Genomic DNA, 16,220 nt, shown 5'->3' with positions numbered 1-16,220 from the left:
TTTCATGAGCACGAGCAAGACGTTTCGCCCCTGGGATGTCGAGCAGAGCTGGCTTCTGCCGCCGTCCATTCACGACTTCGTCCCGCCTGGGCACGCGGCGCACTTCGTGCGCGAGACGGTGCGTGAGGGGCTGGATCTGCGGGATATCCTGAGCGCCTACATCGAGCTGCGAGGCTATCCGCCGTATCATCCGGCGATGATGGTGGCGCTTCTGCTGTACGGCTACAGCCGCGGGGTCTACTCCTCGCGCCAGCTGGCGCGAGCCTGCGAGGAGCGGGTCGACTTCATGGCGGTGACGGGCCTGCAGCGGCCGGACTTCCGCACGATCGCGGACTTCCGCAAGCGCCATCTCAAGGCGCTGGGGCGCCTGTTCGAGCAGGTGCTGCGCCTGTGCCGGGCGGCGGGACTGGTGCAGCTCGGGCACGTCGCTCTGGACGGCACGAAGATCAAGGCGAACGCCTCGCGGCACAAGGCGATGAGCTATGGCCGCATGAAGAGCGCGGAGCCGGCGCTGGCCGATGCGGTGGCGGGCTGGCTCGACCGGGCCGAGACGGCGGACCGCGAGGAGGATGCCGCGCACGGCGAGCGGCGCGGGGACGAGATGCCGGACTGGGCGGCGGACAAGCTGCGCCGGCTGGAGCGGATCCGGGCGGCCAAGGCCGCGCTGGAGGCCGAGGCGGCGGCGCCGGCGGGCGGCGAGGACGAGGACGGCCCCGGTCCCTCCAGCGGCATGCAGGATCGCGGGCGGCCCAAGCGCGCGCCCGACGGCGGCCCGCCGGACAAGGCGCAGCGCAACTTCACCGACCCCGACAGCCGCATCCAGCCGACCCGCGACGGCTTCATCCAGGGCTACAACGCCCAGATCGCCGTCGACGCCGCCCACCAGGTGATCGTCGCCCACCGCCTCCAGAGCAATCCGGGCGACGTCGACGCCCTCGTCCCCCTGGTGGACGCCGTGCGCCGCAATCTCGGAGCCAAGCCCCGCGAGATCTCGGCGGACGCCGGCTTCTGCTCGGAGGCGAACCTCGGCGCCCTGAAGGCGCGCCGCATCCGCGCCTACGTCGCCGTCGGCCGCGCCAAGCACGCCACCGGGGTCCCGGCGACCGAGCGGCGCCTCTCGAAATCACCCCTGACCCGGGCCATGGCCGAGACGCTCGCCCGCGCCGGGCGGCGCAGCCGCTACAGGCTGCGCAAGCAGGTCGTCGAGCCCGTCTTCGGGCAGATCAAGCAGGATCGCGGGATGCGCCAGCTCCTCTTGCGCGGCCTCGGCGCCGTCAGGGCCGAATGGGCGCTCGTCTGCACCGCTCACAACATCGCGAAGCTCGTCGCCGCTCACAACCGACCGAGGCCGGCCGGATGAGACGGGGCGAACGCGTCCCGCGAACGAAACGCACTCGCGTCGCAGAACGAATTAGCTGGACAGCCTCCTAGACCGCCTGGACCGGTGGTGGACGGCCGGCAGCCGTCCGACGCCGACCGCATGCGAGCCGGTCACCGCCACCTCGCGGCAGCCGTTCTCGAGGAGCGCACAGGCATAAGTCCGGTGGACTCAGTCTGGTCGATGGCGGCGTTCGAGTCGGGTTATCAAGTCTCGTTGATCTCTCATACCTCGGCTTTCCGCCCGTGTTCCCGTCGTCTAGATTGCCCGCGTCGGCTCGCCGAAGGCCGCGCCATGCAAGGACGAAAATGTCGAGACGCACCCTCATCACCGGCGGCGCCGGGTTCATCGGCTCGGCGCTCGCGCGCCATCTGGTCCGGGAGACGACCGACACGGTGCTGGTGCTCGACGCGCTGACCTACGCGGGCAACCTCGATTCCCTCGAGCCGGTGGCGCGGGATCCGCGCGTCTCGTTCGTCCGGGCGGACGTCGCCGACGAGCGCGCGGTCGACGAGACGGTGGAGAGCTTCTCCCCGGATCTCGTGGTCCACCTCGCGGCGGAGACGCATGTCGACCGCTCCATCGACGGCCCCGCCGCCTTCGTGCGCACCAACGTCGTGGGAACCGTGGCTCTGCTCGAGGCGGCCCTGAGGCACTGGCGCAGGCTGCCGGAGGCGCGGCGCGCGCGTTTTCGCTTCCACCACGTCTCGACGGACGAGGTCTTCGGTTCGCTCGGACCCGAGGGCGCCTTCAGCGAGACCACGGCCTACGACCCGCGCTCGCCCTATTCGGCTTCGAAGGCGTCGAGCGACCATTTCGTGCGGGCGTGGGCGCACACCTACGGGCTGCCGACGCTGGTCACCAACTGCTCCAACAATTACGGCCCCTACCAATTCCCGGAGAAGCTGATCCCGCTGATGATCCTCAACGGGCTCGAGGGCAAGCCGCTGCCCGTCTACGGGCGGGGCGAGAACGTGCGCGACTGGCTGCACGTGGAGGATCACGTCGCTGCGCTCGCGACCGTCGCCGCGCGCGGCCGGCCGGGGGAGACCTACTGCATCGGCGGGGGCGCGGAGCGGCGCAACATCGACGTCGTGCACGCCGTCTGCGCCGCGCTCGACAGGCTCGCGCCCGATCCCGCCATCGGCCCGCGCGAGCGGCTGATCACCTACGTCGCCGACCGTCCGGGACACGACGCCCGCTACGCCATCGACGCCGGCAAGGCCGCGCGCGAGCTCGGCTGGGAGCCGACGCGTCGCTTCGAGGACGGCGTCGTCGAGACCGTGCGCTGGTATATCGAGAACCGCGCCTGGTGGGAGCGGGTGCGCACGGGCGTCTATCGCGGCGAGCGGCTCGGGGCGGGAGCGGGAGCGGGCTGATGCGCATCGAGGCGACCGAGATCGCGGCCGTGAAGATCATCATCCCGAAGCGCCACGGCGACGCGCGGGGCTGGTTCGCCGAGACCTGGAAGCGCGAGGCGCTGGTGGAGGCCGGCATCGCGATCGACTTCGTGCAGGACAACGAATCCCTCTCCGCCGAGACGGGCACGCTGCGCGGTCTGCATTTCCAGAGCCCGCCCTTCGCGCAGGACAAGCTGGTGCGGGTCGTGCGCGGGCGCATCCTGGACGTCGCCGTCGACATCCGCCGCGCGTCGCCCACCTACGGGCGCCATATCGCGGTGGAGCTTTCGGCGGAGGACGGCCGCCAGCTTCTCGTGCCCGTCGGCTTCGCCCACGGCTTCGTCACGCTCGAGCCGGGCACGCAGGTGCTCTACAAGGTGAGCGCGCCCTACGCGCCTGCCCATGACCACGGCATCGCCTTCGACGATCCCGCGCTCGGCATCGCCTGGCCTCTGCCGCCGGAGCGCCTGATCCTGTCGGACAAGGACCGCCGGCATCCGCTCCTCGCGGACCTGCCGGCCTATTTCCGGTGAGGCGCGCCATGCGGGTCGTCGTCACGGGGCGGGACGGACAAGTGGCTCGGGCGCTTCAGTGCCTCGCGACCGCCGACGTCGAGATCGTCGCCATCGGGCGGCCGGAACTCGACCTCGAAGAGCCCGCGACGATCGCCCCGGCGCTGGCGCGCGCGCGCCCCGACGTCGTGATCAACGCGGCCGCCTACACGGCGGTCGACGCCGCGGAGGCCGACGAGGCGCGGGCCCTTCGGATCAACGCCGACGGCGCGGGCGCCGTCTCCGCGGCCGCGGCGGAGCTCGGCGCGCCGGTCGTCCAGATCTCGACGGATTACGTCTTCGACGGGCGCCTCGGCCGGCCCTACCGCGAGAGCGACGCGATCGCGCCGCAGAACGCCTACGGCCGGTCCAAGGCCGCGGGAGAGGCAGCCGTGGCGGCGGCGAACCCGCGTCACGCGATCCTGCGCACCGCCTGGGTCTATTCGGCGGGCGGGCGCAACTTCCTGACGACGATGCTCCGGCTCGCGGCCGAGCGCGAGGAGGTCGCGGTCGTGGCCGACCAGCGCGGCGCGCCGACGCCGGCGTCCGCGGTGGCGGAGGGCGCGCTCGCGGTCGGCCTGCGGCTCGCCCGCGATCCCGCTCCCGGCCTCGTCGGCGTGTTTCACACGACCTGCCGCGGCGAGGCGACCTGGGCGGATTTCGCCGAGGCGATCTTCGCGCAGAGCGCCGCGCGCGGAGGGCCGCACGCCCGCGTGCGCCGCATCGCGACGGCCGAGTATCCGACGCCGGCGGCGCGTCCCGCCGACGCGCGGCTCGACACCGCCCGGATCGCGCGGGCCTACGGCGTGGCGCTGCCCGATTGGCGCACGCCGATCGGAGAGGTCGTCGCGAGCGCCCTCGCCGCGCGCGCCGACCCGGAAAAGGAGCGGACATGAAGGGCATCATCCTCGCCGGCGGTTCCGGAACGCGGCTCTACCCGATGACGCACGTCGTCTCGAAGCAGCTGCTGCCGGTCTACGACAAGCCGATGATCTACTACCCGCTCACGACGCTGATGCTGGCCGGCATCCGGGAGATCCTCGTCATCACCACCCCGCCCGACGTCGAGCGCTTCCGGGCGCTCCTCGGCGACGGGACGCAATGGGGGCTGTCCCTGTCCTACGCCGCACAGGAGCGGCCGGAGGGGCTGGCACAGGCCTATCACATCGGGGCGGACTTCGTGGCCGGCGGACCGTCGGCCCTGATCCTCGGCGACAACGTCTATTTCGGGCACGGCCTGCCCGAGGAGCTCGCCCGCGCGCGCGCCGCGGCGGAGTCGGGCGGCGCCGTCGTCTTCGCCTATCGCGTCAGCGACCCCGAGCGCTACGGCGTCGTCGAGTTCGACGCGCAGGGCCGGGCGCTCTCCATCGAGGAGAAGCCGAAGGCGCCGCGCTCGTCCTGGGCGGTGACGGGGCTCTACTTCTACGACGCGGACGTCGTCGAGATCGCCCGCGGCATCCGGCCCTCGGCGCGCGGCGAGCTCGAGATCACGGACGTCAACAGCGCCTATCTCGCGCGCGGCGACCTCCGCGTCGCCCGCCTCGGCCGCGGCTACGCCTGGCTCGACACCGGCACCCCGGACAGCCTGCTCGAGGCCTCCGAGTTCGTTCGCGCGCTGGTGAAGCGCCAGGGCCATCGGATCGCCTGCCCCGAGGAGGTCGCCTATCAGCTCGGCTGGATCGGCCGCGAGGACGTGCTGGCCATGGCGCGAGCGCTCGGCAAGTCGGAATACGGCGCCTATCTGGAATCCGTGGCGCGGGAGTGAGCCGCCACGGCTGCGACATTGCGCCGGCGTGCGCCATCCCGTACAGCCGGGGCGGGCCGCATCCCCGACGGAGCCGAGATGGATCGCCGCTACTACGCCACCGCGCGCACGGAGATCGCGCCGCATCTGCCGGCGCGGGTCTCGCGCATGCTCGACGTCGGCTGCGGCGACGGCGCGACGACGGCCTTCGTGAAATCGCAGCGGGAGGTCGCCTGGGCGGGCGGCGTGGAATACGTGCCGGCCTCCGCCGAGGCGGCACGCTCCGTCTGCGACGCGATCTGGACCGGGGACGTGCAGGGCCTTCCGCTGGAGGAGCGCATCGCGCCCGAGAGCCTCGATCTCGTCCTGTGCCTCGACGTGCTGGAGCACCTCGTCGATCCGTGGACCACGGTGTCCCGGCTTTCCGCCCTGATCGCGCCCGGCGGGCGGCTGATCGTCAGCGTGCCGAACGTCCGGAACTGGAAGTTCATCCGAAACCTCGCCCTGCGCGGGGATTTCCACTACCGCGACGCGGGCCTGCTCGACCGCACGCATCTGCGCTTCTTCGTGCGCGACACCGCGATCGCGCTCGCGGAGAGCGGCGGGCTGCCCGTGATCCATGCCGGCAACGCCCACCCTTGGAAGCCGCTCAGCGGGCGCGCGCTCCTCTCCCGGCTGACCTTCCGCGGCCTCGACGAGCTGATGATCAAGCAGCATCTCGTCGTCGCCGAGCGACGCTGAGGCCGGGATGGCGGAGACGTTCGCCCATGGGGAGACGCTCACGGCGATCGTCGTGAGCCACGACAGCGCCGGCGTGCTCGGCGCCTGCCTCGCCTCGCTCGCCGCCGAAGGCGTGCCGGCGATCGTCGTCGACAACGCCTCCCTCGACGCGTCCCGCGAGGTGGCGGAGGAGGCCGGCGCCCGGGTGATCGCCAGCCCGCGCAACGAGGGCTTCGGCCGCGCGATGAACATCGGCGTGCAGGAAGCGGCGACGCCCTTCGTGCTCCTCGTCAACCCGGACCTGACCTTCGAGCCCGGCGCCGTCGCGGCGCTCCTGGCCGCCGCCCGCCTCTATCCCGACGCCGGCCTTCTCGCCCCGCGTCTGATCGAGCCGGACGGACGCCATTTCTTCGCCATGCGCTCGTCGCTCTCGCCCTTCCTGCACAATGTCCGCGGCCGCAAATGGACGATCGAGGGGGATTGCTGCGCCCCCTTCCTCTCCGGCGCCTGCCTGCTCGCGCCGCGGGACCTGTTCCTCGCGCTCGGCGGCTTCGACGCGGACATCTTCCTCTTCTACGAGGACGACGACCTGTGCGCCCGGGTCGCCGCGCGCGGGCGCGCCCTCGTCCATGTCGACGGCGCGGTGGCGCGGCACCTGCGGGGACGATCCTCCAGCCCGCGCCCCGGCCGGACGTTCAAGGTCCGCTACCACATGGCCTGGTCGCGCCTCTACGTCGCCCGGAAATGGGGACGCCGCGAGAGCCCGTGGCCGTGGATCGCCCGCTCGGCCGTGAAGCTCGCCCTCGCGGCGCTGGTTCGCAACCGCAAGCGCATGGAACGGCACGCCGGCACGCTCGCCGGCGCCCGGGACTTCCTGCGCGGCAAGCGGGCGATCGCGCGCGAAGGATTGGAGTGAGGCGGCGACCTACTCCGCCGCCTCCGCTTCCGCGCCGCGCCGCCGGAAGCGCTCCGCCAGCCGATCCCCCGCTGCGCCGACACGGGCGCCGAGCACCAGCATCGCCGGGGTGAGGACGAGGGTCAGCACGGTGGCGAAGGCGAGGCCGCCGGCGATGGCGCTCGCAAGCTCGGTCCACCATTGCGTCGAGGGCGCGCCGACGAGGATCTCGCGGCCGACGAGGTCGATGTTGACGCCGAGCACCATCGGCGTCAGGCCGAGGACCGTCGTCGCCGAGGTGAGCACCACCGGCCGCAGGCGCTGCGCGCCGGTGCGCAGCACCGCCTCGACCGGGTCGAGGCCGCGGCGCAGGAGGTCGTTGTAGGTGTCGATGAGGACGATGTTGTTGTTCACGACGATGCCGGCGAGCGCGATCACGCCGATGCCGCCCATCACCACGCCGAAGGGCCGCCCGGTGACGAGGAGCCCGATCAGCACCCCCGCCGTCGAGAACACGATCGCCGAGAGCACGAGCGCGGCCTGGTAGAGGCTGTTGAACTGCGTAACGAGGATGATCAGCATCAGGAAGATCGCCGCGCCGAAGGCCTGGAACAGGAACGAGGCCGCCTCGCGCTGCTCCTCGTCCTGGCCGGCGAAGACGAGGCTCACCCCCGCCGGCAGGTCCGCGCCGTCGAGGGCCGCGCGCAGGGCGGCGGTGCGCTCGGAGGCGAGCAGGCCCTCCGTGACGTCGGCGGTGATCGTGATCACGCGGCGCGCGTCGACGCGCTGGATCGTGCCCGTCCGCGGGGTGGGGCGGAACTCGACGAAATTGCGGATCGGCACGAGACCCTGGCCGGTGGGGATGCGCAGCTGCTCGAGCTGGGCGAGGGAGCGGTCCGTCGCCGGGAAGCGCACGCGGATGTCGACCTCGCCTTCCGCCGTCTCGGGCCGGTATTCGGCGACCTGGAGACCGGTCGTGAAGAGCTGCACCACCTGCCCGAGGAGGGCGATGTCCGCCCCGTAGCGCGCGGCCTCGGTGCGATCGACCACGAGCTCCCACTCGACCCCCGGGAGCGGGCGCGTGTCCGCGACGTCGACGAAGCCGCCGAGCTCGACCATGGTCTCGCGCACGATCTCTGTCGCGCGCGCGAGCCGGCCGTCGCCGTCGCGGCCGGTGACGCGCAGCTCCACCGGCTTGCCCTGGCCGGGGCCACCCTGCTGCTCGCGGATCTCGAGCTTGACGCCCGGGATGTCGGCCGTCAGCTCCCGGATGTCGGCCAGGATCTCGGCCGCGGGCGGGCGCACGTCCCATTCGTGCAGGTCGAGCTGGATGACGCCGATGACGTCCTCGGCGAGCTGGCGGCCCTGGGAGCCGCTCACCGTGCGGGCGTAGACGTGCTCCAGCGCCGGCAGGTCGAGCACGCGCGTCTCGATGCGGCGCACCAGCGCGTCCTTCTCCCAGACGGAGAGGTTGCCGCGCGCCTGGACCTGGATCTGCGCGAAATCGGGCTCGACCTCGGGGAAGAACTCGACGCCGCGCCCGTAGGCGCCGTAGGCGGCGATGGCCCCGACGAGGAGCGCGAAGGCGAGGACGAGGGTGAGCGCCGGGCGCGCCACGGCCCAGCGCAGGCCGCGCAGGTAGGCGCCGGTGGCGCCGCCGATCTCGTCGAGATCGCCGCCCTCCGCCGCGCGCAAGGCGGCCAGCTGGCGCTCGCCCTGGGCGCCGGGCCGGCCGAACATGCCGCCGAGCACGGGGATGAAGACGAGCGCCATGGCGAGCGAGGCGGCGAGCGTCAGCATCACCGTGATCGGCAGGTATTTCATGAACTCGCCGACGACCCCGCCCCAGAACAGGAGCGGCAGGAACACGGCGAGCGTCGTCGCGGTGGCAGAGATGATGGGCCAGGCCATGCGCTTGGCGGCGTGGGCATAGGCCTCGCGGGGTCGCGCGCCCTCGGCCATGCGCCGGTCGGCGAGCTCGGTCGTGACGATGGCGCCGTCGACGAGCATGCCCACGACGAGGATCAGCGAGAACAGGACGACGATGTTGAGCGTGTAGCCGAGGAAGTAGATCGCCACGATCCCGGCGAGGAACGCGCCGGGGATGGAGAGACCGACGAGGAAGGCCGTGCGCAGGCCGAGCGTCGCGATGATCACGATCATCACGATGACGATCGCGGAGAGGACGTTGTTCTGCAGGTCGCCCAGCATGGTGCGGATCTGCTTCGACTCGTCCTGCAGGTAGGAGACGGAGAGCGCCGCGGGCCAGGTCTCCTGCCGCTCGGCGACGAGGGCGCGCACCGCCTCCACCGTCTCGATGATGTTGGCGCCGATGCGCTTCTTCACCTCGAGCGCCACGGCCGGCTGGCCGTCGATGCGCGCGAAGCCCTCCGGGTCGCGGAAGGTGCGCCGGGGCACGGCGACGTCGGCGAAGGTCACCACCGTGTCCCCGACGACCTTGACGGGGAGCGAGAGCACGTCCTCCACGTCCTCGATGACGCCGGGCACCTTGAGCACCACGCGCCCGGCGCTGTTCTCCAGCGCGCCCGCGGCGATGAGGCGGTTGTTGCGCTGGATCTGCTGGACGAGACCCTCGAACGAGATGCCGTAGGTCTCCAGCGCCACGGGGTCGATCAGCACCTCGAGCAGCTCGTCGCGGTCCCCGCCGATATCGACCTCGAGCACGCCGGCGAGGCCCTCGATCCGGTCCTGCAGGTCGTTGGCGATGGAAACGAGCGCCCGCTCCGGGATCGGGCCGGAGAGGACGACGGTGAGGATCGGGAAGAGCGCGATGTTCACTTCCTGGACGACGGGCTCCTCCGCGCCCGCCGGCAGCTCGGGCTGCGCGCGGTCGACGGCCTCGCGCACGGCGTCCAGCGCCTCGTCGGAATCGTAGCCCGCCTCGAACTCGAGCTGGACGGAGGCGTAGCCCTCCGCCGCCGTGGCGCTCATCTCGTCGAGGCCTTCCAGCGACTGGAGCTCGCTCTCGAGCGGGCGCACGAGGAGCCGCTCCGCGTCGTCGGGCGCGATGCCCTCGTAGGCGACGGAGACGTAGACGATGGGAATCGGGACGTCCGGCGCGCTCTCCTTGGGGATGACGACGTAGGACACGGTCCCGAGCGTGAGCACGAAGGCCAGCAGCATCACCACCGAACGGGTGCGCGAGAAGGCGGCGTCGATGATGGCGTTCATCGGACCGGCTCCCCGAGGGCGCGGTCCCCGAGCCCGCCGCCTCCGAGCGCGCCGGTCTCGTCCGGCTCCCCCGGCTCCGGCGTCGGCCGAGGCGCGGGCGGCGGGGCCGTGGGCGACGGCAGGGCGCCGAGGGGGAGCGGGTCCTCGGGCAGCGAGGCGCCGGGCTGCGGCGCGGCCTCGACGGCCTGCGCCTCGACGATGCGCACCCGCTCGCCGGCCTCGACGAAGCCCTGCCCCACCGTGATCAGGGCCACCTCCTCCGGCAGCCCCGCGACGTAGACGCCCTGGGCGCGGGCCTGGACGATGTCGACCGGATGGAAGGCGACGACGCCCTCCTCCGTGACGGTCTTGACGCCGAGCTGGCCCTCCGCGGAGAGCGAGAGCAAAGCCGGCGAGAAGAAATGCGCGGGCACCTCCTCGATGGGGATGCGGGTCTCGGCGCTGATGCCGGACGGCGTCTCGCCCTCCGCGTTCGGCACCGTCACCTCGACGCGGAAGGTGCGCGTCTGCCGCTCGGCGGCGGCGGAGACGTAGGAGACCGCCCCCTCTGCGACCCGGCCCGTGACGAAGGTCACCCGCGCCGGCTGGCCGACCCGCACCTGCCCGATCGATTGCTGCGGCACGTCGATGCTGACGATGAGCGGATCGTTGTCGATGAGCGTCGCGATCTCGCCGTTGACCGGCACGAACTCGCCCTCGTCCAGCGCGACGGCGTTGACGATGCCGCCGAAGGGCGCCTCGATCGTGGCGTCCTCGATCTGTCGGCGGATGCGCTCCAGCGTGGCGCGGGCGGACTGGAGCGCGGTGAAGCGCTCGCGCAGGCGCTGGGCGGTGGAGACGCCGCGCTCCTCGAGCTCCAGCGCCGCTTCGTAATCCGCCTCGGCCTGATCGAGCAGCGCCTGCGCCTCCTCGCGCCGCGCCGGCAGATCGCCCGGATCGATGCGCGCCACGAGATCGCCCTCGGAGACCCGCGTTCCCTCGGGCGCGGCGATCTCGGCGAGGCGCCCGGCGACCTCGGCGCGCAGGGTCACCTCCCGGTTCGGCAGCACCTCGCCCTGGTTGATCAGCGCGCGGGTGACGGGCTCCGCCGTGAGCCGCCGGACCTCGACGGGGAACGGCTCGCGCGCCGCCGAGGGCGCGGCCGGCGGCGGGGCGGGCTCGGCGCCGTCGAGGAGATAGCCCGAGGCGATCCAGGCGACGAGCGCCGCCGCGACGGCCGCCGCGATGAGGGTCGACTTGGTCATGAAATCGTCCGGTTCGCATTATCGCGCCGCCCGTCGGCGGCGCGCGGCATGGTCGTGTCTCGCCGCGCGCCGGGTCAAGAGCGAGACCCCTCCGGTGGTTCACCGATGCCGGGGGCGTCGATGCGCGGCTCGTCGATCCCCGGCAGGGCGCCGTCGCCGTCGCGCGTGCCCTCGCGGCGCTCGACCGCCTCCTCCTCCGCCACCGCCTCGCGGCGGGAGACGACGCCGGCGGGGTCCGCCTTGCGCTCGCCGAGCCGGGCGATCTCGCCGGCGCGGCCGTAGAGGACGAGGATGTCCCCCGCCCGCACGGGCGTGGCGCCGCGGGGCGCGCCGAGATAGGTCCCGTCGGGATGCGCGACGCCCAGCACGAGCACGCCCTCGTCGGGCAGCGCGAGATCGCCCAGCGTGCGCCCGGCGAGCCAGGAGCCCTCCTCGACCATCAGCTCGATGATGGCGTACTCGCCGGCGAGGTGGAGGAGCCCGGCATAGTCGCGCACGTCGATGTCGGTGCGCTTCTTGAGCTCGCGGGCGATGACGCGCGACATCCAGGCCTCGATGGCGGCCGAGCGCGAGATCAGCCAGACCGCGACGATCCCCGCCGCGAGCACCGCGATGCGCAGGAAACCCGTGTCGCGGTCCTCGACGCCGACGAAGGAGAGGATCAGCGTCGAGGCGGCGGTGAGGAGACCCGCCCCGCGCGCCACCATCAGCATGCCGATGATCCGCCGCCGCACGGGATGGCGCACCACCTGCTCGGCCTCGGCGGTGGTGAAGCCGGTGCCGGTCCAGGCCGAGCGCGCCTGGAAGCGCGCCGCCTCCCGAGCCATGCCGGTCAGGACCAGCGCCTCGGCGGCGATGCGCACGACGATGAGGGACAGGAACAGGACGACGATGAGGGTCGTGACGGCGATCATGCCGGGGACGACGGCGCGGCGGCGGCTCAGGTTCCCGCGCCGGAGGGTCGCGCCGCTGTCCCGGCGAGCGGGCGCGCAGGCGAAAGCCGCCTTCCGGTTCGCGCGCTGGCACGGCCCGTGCGAGGCCTGTAAGCCTTCGCCCCACGCATCGCATCCGGGAGACGCCCCCATGAGCCATCACCGCCTCGACGCCGCGCCCGAGACCGTCCACTGGGGCTATTTCGACGCCGCGCTCGCGCCGCGCCTGACGATCGACAGCGGCGAGACGGTGACGATCTCCACCGTCTCGGGCGCACCGGAGGTGATGCCGGGCGCGCCCTTCGCCATCCCCCCGGCGCTCTCGGCGATCCACTCCGCGCTCGCCCCGAAGCTGCCGGGCCACATCTGCACTGGGCCCGTCGCCGTGCGCGGGCTGAAGGCGGGCGGCGTGCTGGAGGTGCGCATCCGAGCGATCGACCTGCACTACGACTGGGGCTACAACACGCTCGGCCCCCAGCGCGGCGCCCTGCCGGAGGATTTCGAAACGCCGCGCTGCGTGCACATCCCCCTCGACCGCGAAAAGAACGTCGCGCGCCTCTCCTGGGGGCTGGACTTGCCGCTCTCGCCCTTCTTCGGCGTGATGGGCGTCGCCCCGCCGACGGCATGGGGCGCGCTCTCGACCCTGCCGCCGCGCCGCAACGGCGGCAATCTCGACAACAAGGAGCTCGTCGCCGGCACGACGCTCTATCTCCCCACCTTCGTGGACGGCGGAAACTTCTCGGTCGGCGACGGGCACGGCGCCCAGGGCGACGGCGAGGTCTGCATCACCGCGATCGAGACGGGCCTCGTCGGCACGTTCGAGCTCCACGCCCGCAACGACATGCGGCTCGCCTGGCCGCTCGCCGAGACGCCGACGCACTGGATCACCATGGCCTTCGACCCCGACCTCGACGATTGCGTGGTCATCGCGCTGCGCGAGATGATCGACCTGATCGTGGACCGTGCCGGCATTTCGCGGGAGGACGCCTACATGCTGGCGAGCCTCGCCGCGGACCTGCGCGTCACGCAGGTGGTCAACGGCAACAAGGGCGTCCATTGCATGCTGGCCAAGGATCTGCTCGCCCGGGGCTGAGCACGCGGTCGAACCGCTACGCTTTCCGGAACCACCCCGTTCCGCCTCTCGTTGCCCCGCCGCGAGAGGAGAGCGGATGGCGGACGAGAGCCCGCGCACACATCCCACGAGACGACTCGGCCCGGGCGCCCGCCCGGCCCATCCGCGCGGCTTCGCCGGCGCGGAGACGCCGTTCGTGCGCAAGGTTCTGATCGTTCTCCTCGTCGCGGCGCTGGCCTTCGCGGTCTACCAGTTCGCCTACGTTCTGGTGCTCGCCTTCGGGGCGCTGCTGCTCGGCATCATCATCCGCGCCTTCGTCGACCAGGTGGCGCGCCTGCCGGGCCTCTCGGGCGATGCGGCCTTCTATGTCGGGCTCGTCCTGCTCATCGCCCTCATCGCCGGCTTCGGCTACTTCTTCTGGGCGACGATGCAGGGCCAGGTGCGCGACGTGATCGAGCGGCTGCCCGAAGCGATCCGCACCCTCGGCGACCGTTTCGACATCGACAACCCCGTGGAGCGGCTGGAGGAGCGCTTCACCGCCGCGGGGGGCGACGGCTCGACCCTGATGAGCCGGGCGGCGAATATCGGCTTCACCGTGCTCGGCGGCCTCGTCGACGCGCTGATCGTCATCGTGGCGGGGATCTATCTCGCCTACGACCCGGCGCTCTACAGGCGCGGGATCGTGCACCTCTTCCCGCACGAGCACCAGGAGCGGATCGACTCGGCGCTGCTCACCACCGGCAACGCGCTGAAGCTCTGGTTCTTCGGCCAGCTGGTCTCGATGGCGCTGGTGGGAATCCTCACCGGGCTCGGCTTCTGGTGGGTGGGCCTCCCCGCCCCCGCGGCGCTCGGCCTGATCGCGGGGATAACGAACTTCATCCCGTTCCTCGGCCCCTTCATCGGCTCGGCGCCGGCGGTGGTGTTCGCCTTCAACGAGGGGCTGAACGCCGTGCTGTGGACCATCGTGGTGGTGACGGTGGTGCAGCAGCTCGAGGGCAACGTGTTCCTGCCGCTGATCCAGCGCGCGGCCGTGCGCCTCGCCCCCGCCTTCGCCCTCTTCGCCATCGTCGGCTTCGGCCTGATCTGGGGCTTCCTCGGCGTCTTCCTCGCCGTGCCCATGGCGGTGGCGATCATGGTGCTGGTGAAGATGCTGTGGATGCGCGAGGCGCTCGGCGAGGAGACGAGCGTGCCGGGGGAGGACACCGGGGAGGAGGACGAAGGGGACGAGGAGAGCGAGGGCGAGGAGACGCGGGAGACGGTGGAGGAGGACGAGCGGGAGACGGGGAAGACGCCGGGGTGATCGGGGCGGGGTGATCAGGGCGGCGCGTGGGCGCCCGAGCGCGCGTGGCGCGCGGGCGAGGCTTCGGCGACGCGGGCGAGGGATCGGCGGAACGCCGTCCAGCCATCCGGGAAGAGGGCAGCGTCCGCGGGCGGGTTCTCGATCGCCCAGCGCAGCGCCTGGCGCATGGGCGCCCCGACCTCTTCCGGCGCGAGCCGCACGCAGCCGGGCTGCCCTCCGATATCGAGCCCGTCCGGCGCGAAGAAGGCGGGCTCGCCCGACCAGGAGATCTCGACGGCGTCGCGGAAGCGACGCATGAAGAGATCGGGAAAGATCCCGCCTGCGGCGGCGTTTCGAAGCCCATGCCGCGCGTACCAGTCGTGCGCCTGCGCGAAGAGCGCGCGATCCGCCGCGTCCTCGGCCCCGAGAAGCCTATCGAGAGCGCGGCCGCAGGCGAGCGCGGCGGGCGTCTCCGCCGCCTCCGGCCAGGGATAGGCTTCTTCCCCGAGCAGGCTCTCCCATTCGTCCGCGAGCCAGCCGAGGACCGGCGCGAGGTACCAGCGAACGGCCGGCGCCGATCCCGAGGGCGTCGTCGCGGCGGTCACCGGTCGCCCCGCGACCGTGAGCGACAGCTCGCCCATGGACCAGCCGTATCCGGCCGGCCGGTCGCGCACGGGGTCCGGGTCCGCGATCCAGCGGATCGCGATCTCGAAGGCGTCCGGGTCGCCGGCGCGGAAGGCGTCAGTCATCGTCGGTCGAAGCCCGGAAGCGGTCGCGCGGATCGGGGCGTGCCTGCCGCCTCAGATCACGCCGGGTCGCCTGCCCGGCATCGATCAACGCGTCCTGGATTGCCGGCGGCACGTCGATCCAAGGGATCGGATAGCCGTGCCAGGTTCCATCATTGCTTATCTGCGCCTCGAACGCGATGCCTTTCGCGGCAGCGTAACGACGCCCGCGAGAATCACGGAGGCTGACGCCAAGGAGCTGATGCGCGATCGTCGACCGCCAAGGATGCCGATCCGGATCTCCCGCGAAGCCGCCGCCGATGCTCTGATGCGTCCAGGCGGGGCAGATCGTTCCAAACCCGCCGTCCGGACGCCACAGCTTGTGCTTCTTGCTTCCGCGATAGACTAGGTTCTCGCTCTGCGGAACGCCGCTGTCGACCTGCATCTCTCAGGCGCTCGAACGCTGTCTCTTCTACCGAGAGTCTTTAGTCCGAAGAATGCCGAAATGCAACCCGACCGCTGACGATGCCCCCTCACTCCCCCCAAGGCCACCCCACCACCCGCTGGAGCAGCTCCTGCACCCCCACCTCCGTCTCCACCGCGGACACCCGGCCGCGCACGGAGATCCCCGCCTCGTGCACGGTCTCGGGCGTGCCGGAGACGAGGGGGTGCCACCAGGCGAGCCCCCTGCCCTCCGCCACGCGGCGATAGGCGCAGGTCTCGGGGAGCCAGTCGATCGTTTCCACGGCCCGGGGCGTGAGGCGCACGCAGTCGGGGACCTCGGCCTGGCGGTTGGCGTAGTCGCGGCAGCGGCAGGTTCCGGCGTCGAACAGGCGGCAGGAGACGTCGGTATAGGCGATCTCGCCCGTATCCTCGTCCTCGAGCTTGACGAGGCAGCAGCGCCCGCAGCCGTCGCACAGGCTCTCCCATTCCTCGGCGCTCATCTCGGTAAGGCTCTTGACGGCCCAGAACGGGGCGTCGGCGTCGTCCTGTACCATCGTGGCTCCTCGGGCGGTCGTTCACCGACCGTCAACCTCAACGAAATCTGAACCGGCCCGTACCGTTTCGCGACAAAAGCGAGCGGCACG

The 16,220-nt window shown here is 72.1% G+C and carries 15 protein-coding genes; 9 read left to right on the top strand and 6 right to left on the bottom strand.

Going from position 1 to position 16,220, the window contains the following annotated elements:
* Positions 1-4: 4 nt before the first annotated feature.
* The 7 genes from ABL310_RS09630 (at position 5) to ABL310_RS09600 (ending at position 6,709) form a co-directional block, all read left to right on the top strand.
* Positions 5-1,360 (top strand): IS1182 family transposase, encoded by a 1,356-nt coding sequence (locus ABL310_RS09630; RefSeq protein WP_349368221.1) that lies wholly within the window; start codon positions 5-7, stop codon positions 1,358-1,360.
* A 326-nt stretch (positions 1,361-1,686) separates the two neighbouring features.
* Entirely contained in the window at positions 1,687-2,757 is a 1,071-nt protein-coding gene (rfbB, locus tag ABL310_RS09625) for a dTDP-glucose 4,6-dehydratase (RefSeq protein WP_349371457.1), read from the top strand.
* Complete coding sequence (gene rfbC / locus ABL310_RS09620; RefSeq protein WP_349371456.1) at positions 2,757-3,311, top strand: dTDP-4-dehydrorhamnose 3,5-epimerase; 555 nt, start codon at positions 2,757-2,759, stop codon at positions 3,309-3,311. Before rfbB ends, rfbC begins: the two co-directional genes overlap by 1 nt.
* An 8-nt stretch (positions 3,312-3,319) precedes the next feature.
* The gene (rfbD, locus tag ABL310_RS09615) at positions 3,320-4,225 is read left to right on the top strand and encodes a dTDP-4-dehydrorhamnose reductase (RefSeq protein WP_349371455.1); all 906 of its coding nucleotides are present in this window, start codon (positions 3,320-3,322) and stop codon (positions 4,223-4,225) included.
* Positions 4,222-5,094: a glucose-1-phosphate thymidylyltransferase RfbA gene (gene rfbA / locus ABL310_RS09610; protein ID WP_349371454.1), complete on the top strand. Its 873-nt coding sequence runs from the start codon at positions 4,222-4,224 to the stop codon at positions 5,092-5,094. Before rfbD ends, rfbA begins: the two co-directional genes overlap by 4 nt.
* A gap of 78 nt (positions 5,095-5,172) precedes the next feature.
* The gene (locus ABL310_RS09605) at positions 5,173-5,814 is read left to right on the top strand and encodes a methyltransferase domain-containing protein (protein WP_349371453.1); all 642 of its coding nucleotides are present in this window, start codon (positions 5,173-5,175) and stop codon (positions 5,812-5,814) included.
* Between the two features lie 7 nt (positions 5,815-5,821).
* A complete protein-coding gene (locus ABL310_RS09600; protein ID WP_349371452.1) occupies positions 5,822-6,709 on the top strand; it encodes a glycosyltransferase family 2 protein in 888 nt (295 codons plus the stop codon).
* Between the two features lie 9 nt (positions 6,710-6,718).
* On the opposite strand, the gene ABL310_RS09595 is transcribed toward ABL310_RS09600, so the two are convergent.
* From ABL310_RS09595 to ABL310_RS09585, 3 genes are all read right to left on the bottom strand, one after another.
* Entirely contained in the window at positions 6,719-9,880 is a 3,162-nt protein-coding gene (locus ABL310_RS09595; RefSeq protein ID WP_349371451.1) for an efflux RND transporter permease subunit, read from the bottom strand.
* Positions 9,877-11,124, bottom strand: a complete 1,248-nt coding sequence (locus ABL310_RS09590) for an efflux RND transporter periplasmic adaptor subunit (RefSeq protein ID WP_349371450.1) — start codon at positions 11,122-11,124, stop codon at positions 9,877-9,879. The genes ABL310_RS09595 and ABL310_RS09590 overlap by 4 nt, the downstream gene beginning before the upstream one ends.
* 74 nt (positions 11,125-11,198) lie before the next feature.
* A complete protein-coding gene (locus ABL310_RS09585) occupies positions 11,199-12,038 on the bottom strand; it encodes a TrkA C-terminal domain-containing protein (protein ID WP_349371449.1) in 840 nt (279 codons plus the stop codon).
* Positions 12,039-12,207: 169 nt separating this feature from the next.
* Here ABL310_RS09585 and ABL310_RS09580 point away from each other — a divergent pair, with 169 nt between their 5' ends.
* Together ABL310_RS09580 and ABL310_RS09575 are read left to right on the top strand one after the other, a co-directional pair.
* Positions 12,208-13,149 carry an acetamidase/formamidase family protein gene (locus ABL310_RS09580; RefSeq protein ID WP_349371448.1) on the top strand — a complete coding sequence of 314 codons (942 nt, stop codon included), beginning with the start codon at positions 12,208-12,210 and terminating at the stop codon, positions 13,147-13,149.
* Between the two features lie 76 nt (positions 13,150-13,225).
* Positions 13,226-14,428, top strand: a complete 1,203-nt coding sequence (locus ABL310_RS09575; RefSeq protein WP_349371447.1) for an AI-2E family transporter — start codon at positions 13,226-13,228, stop codon at positions 14,426-14,428.
* A 14-nt stretch (positions 14,429-14,442) separates the two neighbouring features.
* Here ABL310_RS09575 and ABL310_RS09570 read toward each other — a convergent pair whose 3' ends face one another.
* The 3 genes from ABL310_RS09570 to ABL310_RS09560 form a co-directional block, all read right to left on the bottom strand.
* Positions 14,443-15,156, bottom strand: a complete 714-nt coding sequence (locus ABL310_RS09570) for a hypothetical protein (protein WP_349371446.1) — start codon at positions 15,154-15,156, stop codon at positions 14,443-14,445.
* Positions 15,149-15,577 (bottom strand): hypothetical protein, encoded by a 429-nt coding sequence (locus ABL310_RS09565; RefSeq protein ID WP_349371445.1) that lies wholly within the window; start codon positions 15,575-15,577, stop codon positions 15,149-15,151. The genes ABL310_RS09570 and ABL310_RS09565 overlap by 8 nt, the downstream gene beginning before the upstream one ends.
* A gap of 88 nt (positions 15,578-15,665) precedes the next feature.
* Complete coding sequence (locus ABL310_RS09560) at positions 15,666-16,130, bottom strand: YcgN family cysteine cluster protein (RefSeq protein WP_349371444.1); 465 nt, start codon at positions 16,128-16,130, stop codon at positions 15,666-15,668.
* Between the last annotated feature and the right edge of the window lie 90 nt (positions 16,131-16,220).

The sequence above is a fragment of the Salinarimonas sp. genome, from assembly GCF_040111675.1.
GTDB lineage: Bacteria > Pseudomonadota > Alphaproteobacteria > Rhizobiales > Beijerinckiaceae > Salinarimonas.
This window is presented reverse-complemented; position numbering and strand designations above follow the sequence as displayed.

Excerpts from the sequence above, each read along its gene's own strand:
- rfbC (WP_349371456.1), top strand. The coding sequence starts at position 2,757 with ATGCGCATCGAGGCGACCGAGATCGCGGCCGTGAAGATCATCATCCCG.
- ABL310_RS09565 (WP_349371445.1), bottom strand. The coding sequence starts at position 15,577 with ATGCAGGTCGACAGCGGCGTTCCGCAGAGCGAGAACCTAGTCTATCGC.
- ABL310_RS09585 (WP_349371449.1), bottom strand. The coding sequence starts at position 12,038 with ATGATCGCCGTCACGACCCTCATCGTCGTCCTGTTCCTGTCCCTCATC.
- ABL310_RS09605 (WP_349371453.1), top strand. The coding sequence starts at position 5,173 with ATGGATCGCCGCTACTACGCCACCGCGCGCACGGAGATCGCGCCGCAT.
- ABL310_RS09590 (WP_349371450.1), bottom strand. The coding sequence starts at position 11,124 with ATGACCAAGTCGACCCTCATCGCGGCGGCCGTCGCGGCGGCGCTCGTC.
- ABL310_RS09570 (WP_349371446.1), bottom strand. The coding sequence starts at position 15,156 with ATGACTGACGCCTTCCGCGCCGGCGACCCGGACGCCTTCGAGATCGCG.
- rfbA (WP_349371454.1), top strand. The coding sequence starts at position 4,222 with ATGAAGGGCATCATCCTCGCCGGCGGTTCCGGAACGCGGCTCTACCCG.
- ABL310_RS09575 (WP_349371447.1), top strand. The coding sequence starts at position 13,226 with ATGGCGGACGAGAGCCCGCGCACACATCCCACGAGACGACTCGGCCCG.
- ABL310_RS09580 (WP_349371448.1), top strand. The coding sequence starts at position 12,208 with ATGAGCCATCACCGCCTCGACGCCGCGCCCGAGACCGTCCACTGGGGC.
- ABL310_RS09595 (WP_349371451.1), bottom strand. The coding sequence starts at position 9,880 with ATGAACGCCATCATCGACGCCGCCTTCTCGCGCACCCGTTCGGTGGTG.
- rfbB (WP_349371457.1), top strand. The coding sequence starts at position 1,687 with ATGTCGAGACGCACCCTCATCACCGGCGGCGCCGGGTTCATCGGCTCG.
- ABL310_RS09600 (WP_349371452.1), top strand. The coding sequence starts at position 5,822 with ATGGCGGAGACGTTCGCCCATGGGGAGACGCTCACGGCGATCGTCGTG.
- ABL310_RS09630 (WP_349368221.1), top strand. The coding sequence starts at position 5 with ATGAGCACGAGCAAGACGTTTCGCCCCTGGGATGTCGAGCAGAGCTGG.
- ABL310_RS09560 (WP_349371444.1), bottom strand. The coding sequence starts at position 16,130 with ATGGTACAGGACGACGCCGACGCCCCGTTCTGGGCCGTCAAGAGCCTT.
- rfbD (WP_349371455.1), top strand. The coding sequence starts at position 3,320 with ATGCGGGTCGTCGTCACGGGGCGGGACGGACAAGTGGCTCGGGCGCTT.